This is a genomic window from Streptomyces sp. JJ38, from assembly GCF_019303475.1.
GTDB lineage: Bacteria > Actinomycetota > Actinomycetes > Streptomycetales > Streptomycetaceae > Streptomyces.
This window is the reverse complement of the sequence record NZ_JABLSI010000018.1, coordinates 46,674-59,579: the sequence shown is the minus strand read 5'-3', so window position 1 is coordinate 59,579 and position 12,906 is coordinate 46,674. Positions and strand designations below refer to the sequence as shown.

Sequence of the window (12,906 nt, the reverse complement as noted above, 5' to 3'; positions counted from 1 at the left end):
CTGCGGAGATCGACTCAGGGCGAGACGGCGTGCACGATCAGCGACGCCAGCTGGGCGTACGCCTCGGAATCGCTCAGCCCCGTACGGGCGGCGAGCTCGCCCTGCTGGATCTGGCGCATCGTCGCCGCGGCCACCTCACCGACGAAGGCGGCGTCCACCGGACGGAAGACCCCGGCCGTCACGCCCTCGGCGATCAGCTGCCGCACCCGCTCGGCGGCCCGCTGGGTGTTGGCCTCGTACACCTGCCGCGCGGGCGGGAACGCGGCCATGTCGTCCAGGAACCGCCGGGACAGCGGCCGAAGCTGCTCGGCCACGGCGTTCAGGTAGGCGTGCACCCGGTCGCTGGGCGTGACCGTCTCCGCCACCCGCTTCTCGACGGCCTCGGTCGCCCCGCGGAAGTAGTGCTTGACAGCCTCGACGACCAGATCCTGCTTACTGCCCGCGAGCTGGTAAAGCGTCGTCTTGGAACAGCGCAGGCGCTCGGCCAGGCCGTCGAGGGTGAAGGCGGAGAAACCCTCCGCCAGCAGCAGCGCCACCAGCCGTTCCAGCAGGTCGGTCTGGCGTGCGGTGAGGCGACGGGACGACATGACGGCAGCCTATCGACGCGGCGCCGCACCACCGGCACCGCGGTCACGAACCGGACGATCGAGGATCAGTCGCCGACGAACGACGGACGGCGGGCGTCGACCTCGATCTCGAACCTCATCCGGGGGTCGGCCAGCCCGCACACCATCATCGTCGCCGCCGGGCGCACCTCGCCGAAGCACCGCCGCAGCACCGGCCAGCAGGGCTCGAAGTCCTCCCGCCGGGGCAGGAGGTACCGGACGCGCACGACGTCGTCGAACGTGCACCCCGCCTGCTTCAGCGCGTCCTCGACGTTGCGCAGGCACTGCTCGGCCTGCTCGACGACGTCGTCGGAGATCGTCATCGTCGCGTAGTCGAAGCCCGTGGTGCCGGAGACGTGCACCCGGTCCCCCTCGACGACGGCCCGCGCGTACCCGATCCGCTCCTCGAACGTCGAACCGCTGAGGATCGCACTTCGCTCACTCATGTGCGCACGGTACGTGACCGACTACGAACCGAGCGTCTTCCACGGACTGACGGCGAGTTCGTCCACCCCGCCGAACTCCATGCCACCGGGGCTGAGCTTCTGCCACGGGTCACCCTCGGACGGCGCCACCTTCAGCCCCCGGCCGCCGGAGCCGCCGACGGGACGCCACACGGCGACGGACTCCACCGTCTGCCCGGGCCCCAGCGTGAACCGCTGCGGCTTGCCCGTGTGGCCGCGCACGTCGTAGACGGCGGAGACGCCCTGGTGCAGCTCGACGTCCAGCTCCTCACCGCCCTCGCCGAGGACCCGGACGTCCGGGTAGCCGCTCACCGGGAAGTCCTCGGCCCCGCAATTGATCATCATCAGCCGCACCAGGCGCAGCCCGTCGTCGCCGTCCACGGGCCCGGGCATGACGCGCACTCCGGGCTCCGGGCAGTCGGGGTCCGTCGGGGCGCCGTCCGGGGTACCGGGCTCGCTGTCGCCGTCCTTGCCCCCGTCGCCGCCGCTCCCGCCGCCGTCGCTCCCGCCGCCGTCGCCCTGGTCGCCCGTGCCGCCGTCGGCGCCCTCGCCACCGCCCTCGGAGCCGTCGCCGCCGTCGCCGCCGTCAGCGTCTGCCCCGTCGCCGCCCGCGGCGGAGCCGCCGTCCTGCGACGAGCCGCCGCCCTCGGCCTTCGGCTTCCCGCCGTCCTCGCTGCTGCACCCGGCCGCCAGCAGTGCTCCGGCGGCGAGCAGCACGCCCAGCCGCTGGATCGTCATTCGGCCGCGCCCGGCCCGCTTGGTGTCCACATCGCGGGATGTTCGCACGTACGCCCGAGCGGACACCAGCCCCCCGCCGTCGGAGAGGCGCCGGGAGGGGCGACGCCGCCACTCCGGTACTCCGCGTCGGGCATCCGGGTGACACTGCGTGACCACCGTCGGCGAGGCGGCGTTGGCTCCGATCGGAATCACCCTCAGGCATATGCCCGAACAACGAGAACGGAGCATCGAATGCACAGCAAGATCCCGTCCGCCATCGCCCTGCTGGCCGCCGCGAGCCTGGTGGGCGTCGGCACCGCCACGACCGCCAGCGCGACGGTGTCGGGGGACGGCGGCGACCGCATCGGCACGCTGCGGGCCGACGGCACCGCCTTCGTCAAGGAGGGCGGCCTCAGCGCGTCGTGGGTCAAGGAGGCCCTCGGCGTCAAGCAGATCGTGCTGGCCGGCGACCGGATCGGCATCCTCCAGGTCGACGGCGACGCCTACGTCAAGGAAGGCGGCCTCAGCGCGAACTGGGTCAAGGAGGCCACCGACGTCAAGCAGCTCGCCCTCTCCGGTGACCGCATCGGCATCGTCAAGGCCAACGGCGACGCCTACGTCAAGGAGGGCGGCCTCAGCGCGACGTGGGTCAAGGAGTCCACGAAGGTCAAGGAGCTGGAGCTCTCCGGTGACCGCATCGGCATCGTCAAGGGCAACGGCGACGCCTACGTCAAGGAGGGTCACCTCAGCGCGAACTGGGTCCTGGAGGCCCGCGACGTCACCGACATCGACCTCGCGGGCAAGCGGATCGGCGTCCTCGACGGCCGGGGCGTGGCCCACGTCAAGGAGGGCGGCCTCAGCGCGACGTGGGTCAAGGAGGCCACCGACGTCATCCAGCTCGAACTGTCCAAGAACCGGATCGGCGTCCTGAAGGACGACGGCGTCGCCTACGTCAAGGAGGGCGGCCTCAGCGCGAACTGGGTCAAGGAGGCCACCGACATCATCCAGCTCGCCCTCTCCGGCGACCGCATCGGCGTCCTCAAGGGCAACGGCGAGGCCCACGTCAAGGAGGGCGGCCTCAGCGCGAACTGGGTCCTGGAGGCCACCGACGTCACCGAGCTCTCCCTCTCCTGAGGGCCCGTGGGCCGGGCCGCCGCACACGGCCCGGCCCACCCGAAAGGGTGAACCCGGCTCACCGCGTCCCGACATCGGTCCTCCGCGTCGACGTCGAACGTCACCGTGGCGAGCACCCGGCCCGGGCCGCGGAACACGGGCCTCGGGCCGCCGTCGAGACCGACCAGCTCCGCCCGCACGTCCTCCGGCGCCGAGAAGCGTTCCGTCGCCTCCCGCCGCCGTGAACGGTCCGCGCGTGCCGTTCCCACGCTGTGCACCCGTATCCCTCCGCCTCCTCCGCGTGGTGCAGACACCCGGGTGATGCGGCAGCCCCGCCGGAACGTGGCGCGCCTCGGCGTGGCGACGGTCACGGCCTGCGCCGCGACGGGCGGCGGGCGGCGGGCGGCGGGCGGCGGGCGCAGCACTGCGGAAGAGACCTCTCGCGCATATCAGGATAAACTGCGCAGAGACGAGCTCTCACCCAGTGGAAGTCCACACCTGGAGGCCGTCATGGACGTCCTGGTGCTCATCGGACGCATCCTCTTCACGACGCTGTTCCTCGCCTCTGCCTTCAACCACCTCACGCAGACGAAGGCCATGGCCGGTTACGCGGCCTCCCGGGGCATCCCGGCCGCCACCCCGGCCACCATCGGCAGCGGCCTGCTGCTCCTCGCCGGCGGGCTGAGCGTGCTGCTCGGCGTCTGGGCCGACCTGGGCGCCCTGCTTCTCGCCGCCTTCCTCGTCCCCACCGCGCTGCTGATGCACGCGTTCTGGAAGGAGGAGGACGCCCAGGCACGGCAGGGCGAGATGCTCCACTTCCTCAAGGACACAGCCCTGGCCGGAGCCTCGCTGATGCTGCTCGCGTTCTTCGCCTACACCGGCGACGAGCTGGGCCTGACACTCACCGGCCCGCTCTTCACCATCGACTGACGTGGGAGGGACTCAGGGCGCCGCGGTGACCTCGGAGCCGACGTCGTCGGCGCCGGCGGCGGCGAGGACGGCCGGGAGCAGGTCCGGGAAGCGGTCGTCGAGGTCGGCGCGGCGCAGCCGCACGTAAGAGGCCAAGCAGCGAACTGCCCCCTACGGTCCATTCCGGCCAGATAGCCGCCCACGCCGATGACATCGAGTCGAAGTGTCACGCTCCGCAATCCCGAAGGTTGTGCCCTGGGGGGTGATCATGTGGACTCTGGGTTGCTTGCTCCCGACCGGGAGCAGAAGGAGGGGAATCCACATGCGTGTGCGCAGCATCGCAGTCGGAGCAACAGCCGTATTCGGCCTTGTCCTTGCGGCCCCGACCGCCGCGAGCGCTCTCACCAGCTACAACGGCAGCGACTACTCTTACGACTTCAATTCGCGCAGAGACATCAAGACGTGTGACAAGGAGTCGGACCGCACGGGCGTGAAGGCCGTCTACGAGTACGGATCCTCCGGGACCGGCTCGGTCAAGGACGGAGACGGAAACAACGGCGTGTGCGCCCAGGAAGGCTCTCCGGGCAAGATAACCGGTCACAAGACGTGCGAGACGCCCAACTTCTGGCCTGACTCGTGCGGTAACTGGCAGCGGTACTGATAGGAGTGCTCACGTGTCCTGCCGCCGTTCCGCGAGTGGTGGCGGGACACGCCCTTTCCAGTGGACAACGGGGCATGAGGACGGGCGGGAGACGTAGTGGTGGAGCGCGGGAGTACGAGAGCGGGAGACTCGCCTTCCCAGGATGATCCGGGGCGTCGCCCCGTCGCCCGAGCGACCGGCCTGGTGATCGAGGTACCAGGACGCAGGATCGCGGACGGACTCGACATCGAGGTGAGAGCAGGAGAGGCCGTAGCAGTCATGGGTCCTTCCGGCTCCGGCAAGACCACGCTGATCAATGCACTGGCCGGTCTGACCCACCCGGCCGAAGGGGTCGTGGAGATCTGCGGACAGCCGCTCAGTGGTGTTCCGGAGGACACTGCCGCCGCCGTTCGGCTGGCGAGCATCGGCATGGTGTTCCAGTTCGGTGAGCTGATGCCGGAACTGAGCATCCTGGAGAACGTAGCCCTTCCCGCCATGTTCTCCGGCAGAGGCGGGGCGCGAGCCCGGGCGGAGGAACTGCTGAGCCTGGTCGGCCTGGCCGGGTACGGACACCGGCCACCCGAGGAGCTCTCAGGCGGCGAAGCGCAGCGTGCGGCCATCGCACGGGCACTGGTCTGTGGACCACGGCTGGTCCTGGCCGACGAGCCCACCGGGGCACTGGACGAGAACAACGCCCAGCGCGTGACTGAGGTCCTGTTGGACGCATGCCGCCAGGGCGGGGCCGCACTCGTCGTCGCCACCCATGACACGGCGGTCGCACGTGCCATGGACCGGACGCTCATCCTCAAGTCGGGCCGTCTTCAGGCAGCTCCCGCCACGGCTTCCCCCGGAGAGCTTCGGTGAACGCGGGCAGAACGACGCTCCGAGTCGCTCTCCGTCTGGCGACGGGCCAGCACCCGCAACAGCGACTACGCCTGGTTCTCCTTGGCGCCGTGGCCGCCGTGGCCGCCGCGACGGCGCTGTTCACCGTGGGCGTGGTCCACATGCTGGCCGCGGAGAGCGCACGCTTCCAAGCACGGACGCTGACTCTGGCCACGCCCGGTGAACCCGCTGTGCTCCGGGTCGATCAGCGAACGGACACCTGGGGGCCCGACCAGTACCCGGTCGTATGGCTCGACCCGGTAAGTCTGGATTCCCCGGCCGCGATGCCGCCGGGGATGACGACATGGCCCGAACCGGGAGGCTGGGCCATCTCCCCCGGGCTGGCAGACCTTGCCGAGAAGCACCCTGCGTTGGCGATGCGGTTCCCCGACGCTTCCGTCCTCGGTGACGAAGGGGTTCTCAACCCGGGCGAACTCCTGGCCTACCGGCACATGCCGACAGGCGGCACCATGGGCGTGGACACCGTCGACGTCGCCGGGTTCGGCGGCCCTGGCCCGAGCATCGGTGAGGGGACCGAGATCGATGTTCCGGCCATGGCACTCGCCCTGACGGGTTTTGTCGTCGTACCGTTGATCGTGCTCGCTGCAGCGGGTACTGCCGTGTCCGCTCCGCTGCGCGCCCAGCGTCTGGCTCTGTTGCGCGCCGTGGGTGTCGCCACCAAGCGCCGTCGACGGCTGATCGTCCTGGAGTCAGCGGCTGCATTCCTGCCAGGGCTTGCCGCCGGAACGCTGTTGTGGATGGTGTGCCGTCCGTTGATGGGCCACATCCCCGTCGTCAACCGCCCGGTAGCCGAGGGCGCACTCAGGCTGCCGCTATGGGCCGTGGTGCTCCTGCTCCTGGTTCTGACCATCGCATTCGGCCGGCTGGCCGTCGTCGTGGAACGCCGCGGGGAGGAACGCCACCAGGCCACCCCGCGGCCCCGGGCGGGCCGCCCGCGGCTGCCCGCCCTGCGCTCAGCACCCGCAGCGGCCGCGGTGCTCCTGCTGGTCGTAGCGACGTTCAGCGCGGGCGATTCGGCATCCACCACCACCCTGGCCGGTGTGGTCCTGCTCGCCGCGGGAGTCCCACTGGTCCTCCCGCTGATCGGGCGCATCGTGGGCGCTCGCATGGCGACGAGGGCACGATCCCCCGAGGACGTGCTGGCCGGGCGGCGGCTTCAGTACGATCCCCGCTCCGCGGTCCGGCCGCTGTACGGCATCGCGGCCCTTCTCGTGATCACGCCGGTTGTCGCGGCGTGGATCAGCGCAGCACGCGACCTCGACCCGCCGACGCCGCCGGATGTCTCCGCCGAAGCCGTCCTCCTTCGCGGAGCGCTCGGTGACGTCGACTTCGAGCTGTTGCTCCGCGACCTTCCGGACGCTGTCGCGGCTCCTGTCAGCCAGTCCACGAGCCAGGGAAACGCCCCTGTCATGGAGCTTGGCGCGACCTGCACGGATATCAGCCGCCTGCTGAACACGCGGGCCTGTGCTCCTGACGGGACGCTGGAGGCCACGGCTGAGGATCGCCTGGCGGGCGTCGTCCGTTCCCCGATGGAGGTCGAGCTGGTCCGCCCGGAATTCGATCGACTCACCTCCGAAAGCCAGGTGATCATCCTGGCGCCGCGCAGTACACAGTTCGAGATGGATATACGCGCCGCGGCACTCGGAAACCCCGCCGCGCTCAACGTGATCTCGGCAGCCGACCTCACCCTCCAGGAGTCCGATCTCGTCTCCTGGATCTTCGGGGGTATCACCGTCCTGAGTTCACTCACGTTCCTCAGCCTCGCCGTCGGAATGGTCGATCGAACAGCGACTGGGCGCCGGGGAGCGCGGCTCCTCACGGCCCTGGGGCTGACACATCACCGAATCCGCGGCATCAACGTCCGAGAGTTTCTTCTGGGGTACACGGTCGTCGCCGGAACTGGATTGGTGGCCGGAATCATTGCCTCACTCTCGTGGAGCAATCTCGATCCGTCCATCGCCTTCCCGCTCAGCACCATCCTGGTCACCTGCGCCCTCGCCGCACTGCTCGCAGGTGCGGGAATCGTCGGAGTCCGGGTCATGACGAGGACGTCTTCCTGACACACAGCGGGGGCCCGCTCAAGGCGCCGCGGTGACCTCGGCGCCGACGTCGTCGGCGCCGGCGGCGGCGAGGACGGCCGGGAGCAGGTCCGGGAAGCGGTCGTCGAGGTCGGCGCGGCGCAGCCGCACGTAGCAGCGGGTGCCCTCCTGGCGCGTGCGGGTGATGCCCGCGTCCCGCAGCACCTTCATGTGGTGACTGAGCGTCGACTTGGCCACGGGGGCCCGGAGTTCACCCCAGCCGCGCTCACCGCCGTCGGCGAGGAGGCGGACGACGCCGAGCCGGACGGGGTCGCTGAGGGCGGCCAGAACCCGGGTGAGGGCGATCTCGTCGGTGGCGGGGTGCCGCGGGTCCTTCATAGGCCCATGGTACCGTGATTCGATGTTCGGCGAACTTCGAACATTGCGCACGCCCGGAGGCGGGCCGGCTCACCGGGCAGGCCCTCACCGTCGACGGCGGCCTGGAGCCGGCCTGAGCCTCCCGGTTGCGCCCGGGTCAGCCTTCGAGGGCGGCGAGGGTGGCGTCGAGGTCGGCGCCTCGCGGCCGGTTGTGCGGAAGCCTGGCGAGGACGCGGGCCATGCCGCAGGTGTCGGTGAGGGCGGAGAACACCAGACCGCCCGCGACCCCGGCGGAGATCCACCGGGCGTGCGGCAGGCGGAGACCGGCCAGCAGCCCGGTCAGGACGAGGCCGCCGGCGGCCAGGCGCACCTGCCGCTCCATGGCCCAGGGGGCGCGGACGCCGGCGGGGCGGTGGATGTCGTGCCCGAGCTGGGTCCAGGCGGTGGTGCCCCCGGTGAGACTGGCGGCGGTGACGCCGTTCTCGGCCAGCCGCCGGCAGGCCGTCGCGGAGCGGGCGCCGGAGGCGCACACCACGAGCAGGTCCCCGCGCCCGGCGGCGGCTTTGAGCGCGGGCAGGGCGCGGTCGAGGTCGTCGAGGGGGACGTTGTGGGCGCCCGGCAGGTGGCCGGAGGCGTACTCGCCGGGGGTGCGGACGTCGATGACGGTCAGCTCGGCGAGTCGGCCGTGGACCTGCTCGGGGGCTATGGCGCTGCTCATGGCGATTTCTCCGCTTTTCATTTCGGGTGGCACCCTGGATAGGGTACCCAGTGGGGTATATACGGACAGGAGTGGATCATGGAGCTGGCGATGGCGGCCGAGGAACTGAAGACGGTGGTCAACCGGCTGCGCCGGGCGCAGGGCCAGATCGCCGGCGTGATCGGGATGATCGAGGAGGGGCGGGACTGCGAGGACGTGGTCACCCAGCTCGCCGCGGCCTCCCGCGCGCTCGACCGGGCGGGCTTCGCGATCATCGCGACGGGCCTCCAGCACTGCCTCACCGACGCGGACATGGCCGAGTCCGGCGACCGCGAGCAGATGCGGGCCCGGCTGGAGAAGCTGTTCCTCTCCCTGGCCTGACCCGCCCCGGAGCACGACACCCCCTCCCACTCAGCCGAGGAGGCCGACGAGGAGGACGTCGACGAGCATGAAGGCGGCCACGGCCAGGAGCACCGCCGCGAACAGTCGCTGCAACCGGGGCACCGAGACCCGGGCCGCGAGCCGCCTGCCGTCCCAGGCGCCCAGGACGGCGGCCGCGGTGAACGGGGCGATGACCGACCAGTCGAGGGGGACGGCGACGCCCGCGCGGGTGACCAGGGATGTCAGGGAGTTCGCCGAGATCACCAGCAGGCTCGTGCCCACGGCGGCCGGCATCTCGAAGGCCAGCACCGTGACCAGGGCCGGGACGGCGAGGAAGCCACCGCCCACGCCCAGCAGACCGGTCAGCGCACCCAGCCCCGCCCCGGTTCCCGCCGCCTTCACCGGCCGCACCCGCGGCGCACCGGCGCCGGCAGCGGCCGGGTCCGGGGCCGGGCGCAGCATGCGCAGCGCGGCGAGGGTCGCGACGAGGGCGAACGCCAGCGTGAGGGCGACCTGCGGCAGCCGGGCGGCCGCGGCCCCGGCGAGGGCCGCGGGCAGCAGGCCCGCCGCGGCGAAGGCCGCCCCCACCCGCCACCGGACGTTGCCCGCTCTGGCGTGGGTGTACAGGGCGGTCAGCGAGGTGGCGGAGACGATGAGGAGACTGGCGCTCGTCGCCGCCACCGGGCTGAAGCCGAGCAGGTAGATCAGCGCCGGTACGGCCAGGACGCTCCCGCCGCCGCCGAGCGCCCCGAGTGCCAGGCCGACCACGGCCCCCGCCAGCAGGGCCAGGACCAGGGCGCTCACGCGATCCGGCCGTCCCGCCCACGCGCGTCGACGACGGGCAGTCCGGCACGTGCCCAGGCGGCCATCCCGCCCGCGACGTCGACGGCGTCGACGCCCCGGGCGACGAGCAGCTCGGCGGCCCGCTGGGAGCGGTTGCCGGAACGGCAGATCGCCACCACCGGCCGCCCCCGCGCCTCGTCGGGCAGGGCGGCCCCGGCCGTGAGGCGGGTCAGCGGCAGGTGGACGGCGGCGGGGGCGTGCCCGGCCGCCCACTCCGGCGCTTCCCGCACGTCCAGCAGGACGGCGGCGCCGTCGCCGGTTCGGGCGTGGGCCTGTTCGGGGGTGAGGCGGTCTCGACCGCGTCGGAAGAGGGGCATGGCTCTGCCTTCGCTGTACGGGGGTGGTCAGGGGGGGCGGGCCGCTCAGGGGCGGGAGGCGGCCGTCAGCCCGGCCCGGGCGGCGGCGTCGAACGCGTCGTCGACGGCGACGACGCGGCGGCCGGCGGCGTCGAGGAGGGAGGCGGCGATCGCCGCACGCATCCCGCTGGCGCAGTGCGTCCACACCGTGCCCGCGGGGACCTCCCCGAGACGGGCGTGCAGCTCGTGGACCGGGATGTGCACCGACCCCTCGACACGTTCGCCGGCGCGCTCGGAGTCGCGGCGCACGTCGAGCACCACCACGTCCTCACCGCGCCCACGGGCGTCGGCGAGCTCGGCGAACGTCGCGCGCGGGAAGGAGGCGAGCGCCTCGCCCTCGCGGACCCAGCCGGCCGGGTCGCCGGTGGCGGCCGCGGCCGGGCGGTCGATGCCGACGCGGGCCAGCTCGCGCTGCGCCTCGGCGAGCTGCTCCGGGGTGTCCGCGAGCAGGGTGACGGGCTTGCCCCACGGCATGAGCCAGGCGAGGTAGGTGGCGAGCTTGCCCTCGCCCTCGAAGTTGACCGAACCGGCCACGTGGCCCGCGGCGTAGGCGACGCGGCTGCGCAGGTCCACCACCCACTCACCGGCGGCCAGCCGCTCGGCGATGCGCTCGGCGTCGGCCGGCGCCGGCGGGGTGAGGTCGACGGGGGCGGGCCCCGCGGCGTTGATCGGGCCCATGTGCGCGTAGTACGCGGGGACGTCGTCCAGCCCGGCCAGCATCCGCTCGACGAAGGTGTCCACGTCCAGCGTGAAAGCCTCGTTGGCGGCGCGCTCCTCGCCGATCGTCGTCGCGTCGCCGTCGGACTGGGCCGAGGCGCAGAAGCTGCCGAACCCGTGGGTGGGCAGCACCGGCACCTCGTCGCCCAGGGCCTCGGCGAGACGGTGGGCGGAGGCGTGCTGAGCGCGGGCCAGCCGCTCGGTCAGCCGGGGCTCGACGAGGTCGGGACGGCCCACCGAGCCGATGAGCAGCGAGCCGCCGGTGAACGCGGCCACGGCCCGGCCCTCGTCCTCCAGCACGTAGGAGGTGTGGTGCGGGGTGTGCCCCGGAGTCGCCAGGGCCCGCAGCCGCAGACCCTCGTCCACCGTGACGGTGTCGCCGTCGGCGACGGGGGTGCGGGCGAAGGACACGTGGGCACCGGCCGGGACCAGGTAGCGGGCCCCCGTCAGCCGGGCCAGCTCCAGGCCGCCGGTGACGTAGTCGTTGTGCACGTGCGTCTCCGCCACGAACACGACGCGCACGCCCCGCCGGGCGGCCGCGGCGAGCACCCGCTCGATGTCGCGCGGTGGATCGACCGCCACCGCACCGCCGGGCCCGCCGGCCAGATAGCTCCGGTTGCCCAGCCCCTCGGTCTCGAAGGTGTCGACGAAGTACACGGTCACTCTCCTTCGGATGCTTACCCCGGGGGGTATCTACTGCCTCCACCGTAGCAGAGATACCTAGGGGGGTATCTGCGCCGTACGGTGAGCCTCCGGCCGCGCCCGCCGTTCCCCAGGGCCCCGAACACGCGGGAGGAGACCCGGACCCACGTGGGAGGAGCCCCGGACACGCGTGAGGGGCCCGTACGACCGGGTGGTCGTACGGGCCCCTCACGTGGAGCTGGTTCCGCCAGGAACCGTCAGGTCACTTGAGGATCTTGGTGACCTGGCCGGCGCCCACGGTCCGGCCACCCTCACGGATGGCGAACTTCAGGCCCTCTTCCATGGCGACAGGCTGAATGAGCTCAACCTTCATGTCGGTGTTGTCGCCCGGCATGACCATCTCGGTGCCCTCGGGGAGGGTCACGACGCCGGTCACGTCGGTCGTACGGAAGTAGAACTGCGGGCGGTAGTTGTTGAAGAACGGGGTGTGGCGGCCACCCTCGTCCTTCGACAGGATGTACGCCGTGGCCTCGAACTCCGTGTGCGGGGTGACCGAGCCCGGCTTGATGATGACCTGGCCGCGCTCGACGTCCTCGCGCTTGATGCCGCGGAGCAGCAGACCGACGTTCTCACCGGCCTGGCCCTCGTCGAGCAGCTTGCGGAACATCTCGATGCCGGTGACCGTGGTGGAGGTCTTCTCCGGCTTGATGCCGATGATGTCGACGTTCTCGTTGACCTTGAGGACACCACGCTCGATGCGGCCGGTGACGACCGTACCGCGACCGGTGATGGTGAAGACGTCCTCGATGGGCATCAGGAACGGCTTCTCGACGTCGCGCTCCGGCTCCGGGATCGCCTCGTCGACGGCCTTCATCAGGTCCACGACGGACTTGCCCCACTCGGCGTCGCCCTCCAGCGCCTTCAGCGCGGAGACCTTGACGACCGGGACGTCGTCGCCCGGGAACTCGTACTCGGAGAGCAGCTCACGAACCTCGAGCTCGACGAGCTCCAGGATCTCCTCGTCGTCCACCATGTCGGCCTTGTTCAGGGCGACGACGATGTACGGAACGCCGACCTGGCGGGCCAGGAGCACGTGCTCCTTGGTCTGCGGCATCGGGCCGTCGGTGGCGGCGACCACGAGGATGGCACCGTCCATCTGGGCGGCACCGGTGATCATGTTCTTGATGTAGTCCGCGTGACCCGGGCAGTCGACGTGGGCGTAGTGACGGGACTCCGTCTGGTACTCGACGTGCGCGATGGAGATGGTGATACCGCGCTGGCGCTCCTCGGGAGCCTTGTCGATGTTCTCGAACGCCGACGCCTCGTTCAGGTCGGGGTACGCGTCGTGCAGCACCTTGGTAATGGCCGCCGTGAGGGTGGTCTTACCGTGGTCGATGTGACCGATGGTGCCGATGTTGACGTGCGGCTTAGTCCGCTCGAACTTCGCCTTCGCCACTGGGGTCCTCCTGTGGACTGGTGCTGTACGCCCCCCGCACTCTGCGGGAAGGGTTCAGGTGGTCGTA

General features: G+C 71.6%; 16 protein-coding genes. 6 read left to right on the top strand and 10 right to left on the bottom strand.

From position 1 onward, the window contains the following. Positions 1 to 14: 14 nt before the first annotated feature. The 3 genes from HPT28_RS12180 to HPT28_RS12170 form a co-directional block, all read right to left on the bottom strand. On the bottom strand, positions 15 to 587 hold the full coding sequence (locus HPT28_RS12180; protein ID WP_219091052.1) for a TetR/AcrR family transcriptional regulator: 573 nt from the start codon (positions 585 to 587) through the stop codon (positions 15 to 17). A 65-nt stretch (positions 588 to 652) separates the two neighbouring features. Further along, a complete protein-coding gene (locus HPT28_RS12175) occupies positions 653 to 1,051 on the bottom strand; it encodes a RidA family protein (protein ID WP_219091051.1) in 399 nt (132 codons plus the stop codon). Between the two features lie 21 nt (positions 1,052 to 1,072). After that, entirely contained in the window at positions 1,073 to 1,837 is a 765-nt protein-coding gene (locus HPT28_RS12170) for a DUF4232 domain-containing protein (RefSeq protein WP_219091050.1), read from the bottom strand. A gap of 201 nt (positions 1,838 to 2,038) precedes the next feature. Here HPT28_RS12170 and HPT28_RS12165 point away from each other — a divergent pair, with 201 nt between their 5' ends. Further along, on the top strand, positions 2,039 to 2,920 hold the full coding sequence (locus HPT28_RS12165) for a peptidase S1 (RefSeq protein WP_219091049.1): 882 nt from the start codon (positions 2,039 to 2,041) through the stop codon (positions 2,918 to 2,920). Positions 2,921 to 3,409: 489 nt separating this feature from the next. After that, on the top strand, positions 3,410 to 3,829 hold the full coding sequence (locus HPT28_RS12160) for a DoxX family membrane protein (RefSeq protein ID WP_219091048.1): 420 nt from the start codon (positions 3,410 to 3,412) through the stop codon (positions 3,827 to 3,829). Positions 3,830 to 3,841: 12 nt separating this feature from the next. On the opposite strand, the gene HPT28_RS26825 is transcribed toward HPT28_RS12160, so the two are convergent. Continuing rightward, the gene (locus HPT28_RS26825) at positions 3,842 to 3,964 is read right to left on the bottom strand and encodes a hypothetical protein (protein WP_257578483.1); all 123 of its coding nucleotides are present in this window, start codon (positions 3,962 to 3,964) and stop codon (positions 3,842 to 3,844) included. A gap of 166 nt (positions 3,965 to 4,130) precedes the next feature. Between HPT28_RS26825 and HPT28_RS12155 the strand changes: the two genes are divergently transcribed. The 3 genes from HPT28_RS12155 to HPT28_RS12145 all read left to right on the top strand — a co-directional run bounded on the left by HPT28_RS12155 (position 4,131) and on the right by HPT28_RS12145 (position 7,411). Then, entirely contained in the window at positions 4,131 to 4,469 is a 339-nt protein-coding gene (locus HPT28_RS12155; RefSeq protein ID WP_219091047.1) for a hypothetical protein, read from the top strand. A 183-nt stretch (positions 4,470 to 4,652) separates the two neighbouring features. Continuing rightward, on the top strand, positions 4,653 to 5,312 hold the full coding sequence (locus tag HPT28_RS12150; RefSeq protein WP_308119187.1) for an ABC transporter ATP-binding protein: 660 nt from the start codon (positions 4,653 to 4,655) through the stop codon (positions 5,310 to 5,312). Between the two features lie 89 nt (positions 5,313 to 5,401). Continuing rightward, the gene (locus HPT28_RS12145) at positions 5,402 to 7,411 is read left to right on the top strand and encodes a hypothetical protein (protein WP_219091045.1); all 2,010 of its coding nucleotides are present in this window, start codon (positions 5,402 to 5,404) and stop codon (positions 7,409 to 7,411) included. Positions 7,412 to 7,429: 18 nt separating this feature from the next. Here the strand turns inward: HPT28_RS12145 and HPT28_RS12140 are convergent, their stop codons facing one another. Together HPT28_RS12140 and HPT28_RS12135 are read right to left on the bottom strand one after the other, a co-directional pair. Beyond that, positions 7,430 to 7,768 carry a helix-turn-helix transcriptional regulator gene (locus HPT28_RS12140; RefSeq protein WP_219091044.1) on the bottom strand — a complete coding sequence of 113 codons (339 nt, stop codon included), beginning with the start codon at positions 7,766 to 7,768 and terminating at the stop codon, positions 7,430 to 7,432. Positions 7,769 to 7,904: 136 nt separating this feature from the next. Continuing rightward, positions 7,905 to 8,465 carry a rhodanese-like domain-containing protein gene (locus HPT28_RS12135; RefSeq protein ID WP_257578481.1) on the bottom strand — a complete coding sequence of 187 codons (561 nt, stop codon included), beginning with the start codon at positions 8,463 to 8,465 and terminating at the stop codon, positions 7,905 to 7,907. A gap of 78 nt (positions 8,466 to 8,543) precedes the next feature. Here HPT28_RS12135 and HPT28_RS12130 point away from each other — a divergent pair, with 78 nt between their 5' ends. Continuing rightward, on the top strand, positions 8,544 to 8,825 hold the full coding sequence (locus HPT28_RS12130) for a metal-sensitive transcriptional regulator (protein ID WP_219091043.1): 282 nt from the start codon (positions 8,544 to 8,546) through the stop codon (positions 8,823 to 8,825). A 30-nt stretch (positions 8,826 to 8,855) separates the two neighbouring features. On the opposite strand, the gene HPT28_RS12125 is transcribed toward HPT28_RS12130, so the two are convergent. From HPT28_RS12125 to tuf, 4 genes are all read right to left on the bottom strand, one after another. Further along, entirely contained in the window at positions 8,856 to 9,629 is a 774-nt protein-coding gene (locus HPT28_RS12125) for a sulfite exporter TauE/SafE family protein (RefSeq protein WP_219091042.1), read from the bottom strand. Continuing rightward, positions 9,626 to 9,985: a rhodanese-like domain-containing protein gene (locus HPT28_RS12120; protein ID WP_219091041.1), complete on the bottom strand. Its 360-nt coding sequence runs from the start codon at positions 9,983 to 9,985 to the stop codon at positions 9,626 to 9,628. Before HPT28_RS12120 ends, HPT28_RS12125 begins: the two co-directional genes overlap by 4 nt. A 45-nt stretch (positions 9,986 to 10,030) precedes the next feature. Continuing rightward, complete coding sequence (locus HPT28_RS12115) at positions 10,031 to 11,398, bottom strand: rhodanese-like domain-containing protein (protein ID WP_219091040.1); 1,368 nt, start codon at positions 11,396 to 11,398, stop codon at positions 10,031 to 10,033. 247 nt (positions 11,399 to 11,645) lie between these two features. After that, positions 11,646 to 12,839: an elongation factor Tu gene (gene tuf, locus HPT28_RS12110; protein WP_219091039.1), complete on the bottom strand. Its 1,194-nt coding sequence runs from the start codon at positions 12,837 to 12,839 to the stop codon at positions 11,646 to 11,648. Positions 12,840 to 12,906: the final 67 nt, after the last annotated feature.

Coding starts and splice junctions, on each gene's coding strand:
- HPT28_RS12180 (WP_219091052.1), bottom strand. CDS start 587: ATGTCGTCCCGTCGCCTCACCGCACGCCAGACCGACCTGCTGGAACGG.
- HPT28_RS12175 (WP_219091051.1), bottom strand. CDS start 1,051: ATGAGTGAGCGAAGTGCGATCCTCAGCGGTTCGACGTTCGAGGAGCGG.
- HPT28_RS12165 (WP_219091049.1), top strand. CDS start 2,039: ATGCACAGCAAGATCCCGTCCGCCATCGCCCTGCTGGCCGCCGCGAGC.
- HPT28_RS12160 (WP_219091048.1), top strand. CDS start 3,410: ATGGACGTCCTGGTGCTCATCGGACGCATCCTCTTCACGACGCTGTTC.
- HPT28_RS12155 (WP_219091047.1), top strand. CDS start 4,131: ATGCGTGTGCGCAGCATCGCAGTCGGAGCAACAGCCGTATTCGGCCTT.
- HPT28_RS12140 (WP_219091044.1), bottom strand. CDS start 7,768: ATGAAGGACCCGCGGCACCCCGCCACCGACGAGATCGCCCTCACCCGG.
- HPT28_RS12135 (WP_257578481.1), bottom strand. CDS start 8,465: ATGAGCAGCGCCATAGCCCCCGAGCAGGTCCACGGCCGACTCGCCGAG.
- HPT28_RS12130 (WP_219091043.1), top strand. CDS start 8,544: ATGGAGCTGGCGATGGCGGCCGAGGAACTGAAGACGGTGGTCAACCGG.
- HPT28_RS12120 (WP_219091041.1), bottom strand. CDS start 9,985: ATGCCCCTCTTCCGACGCGGTCGAGACCGCCTCACCCCCGAACAGGCC.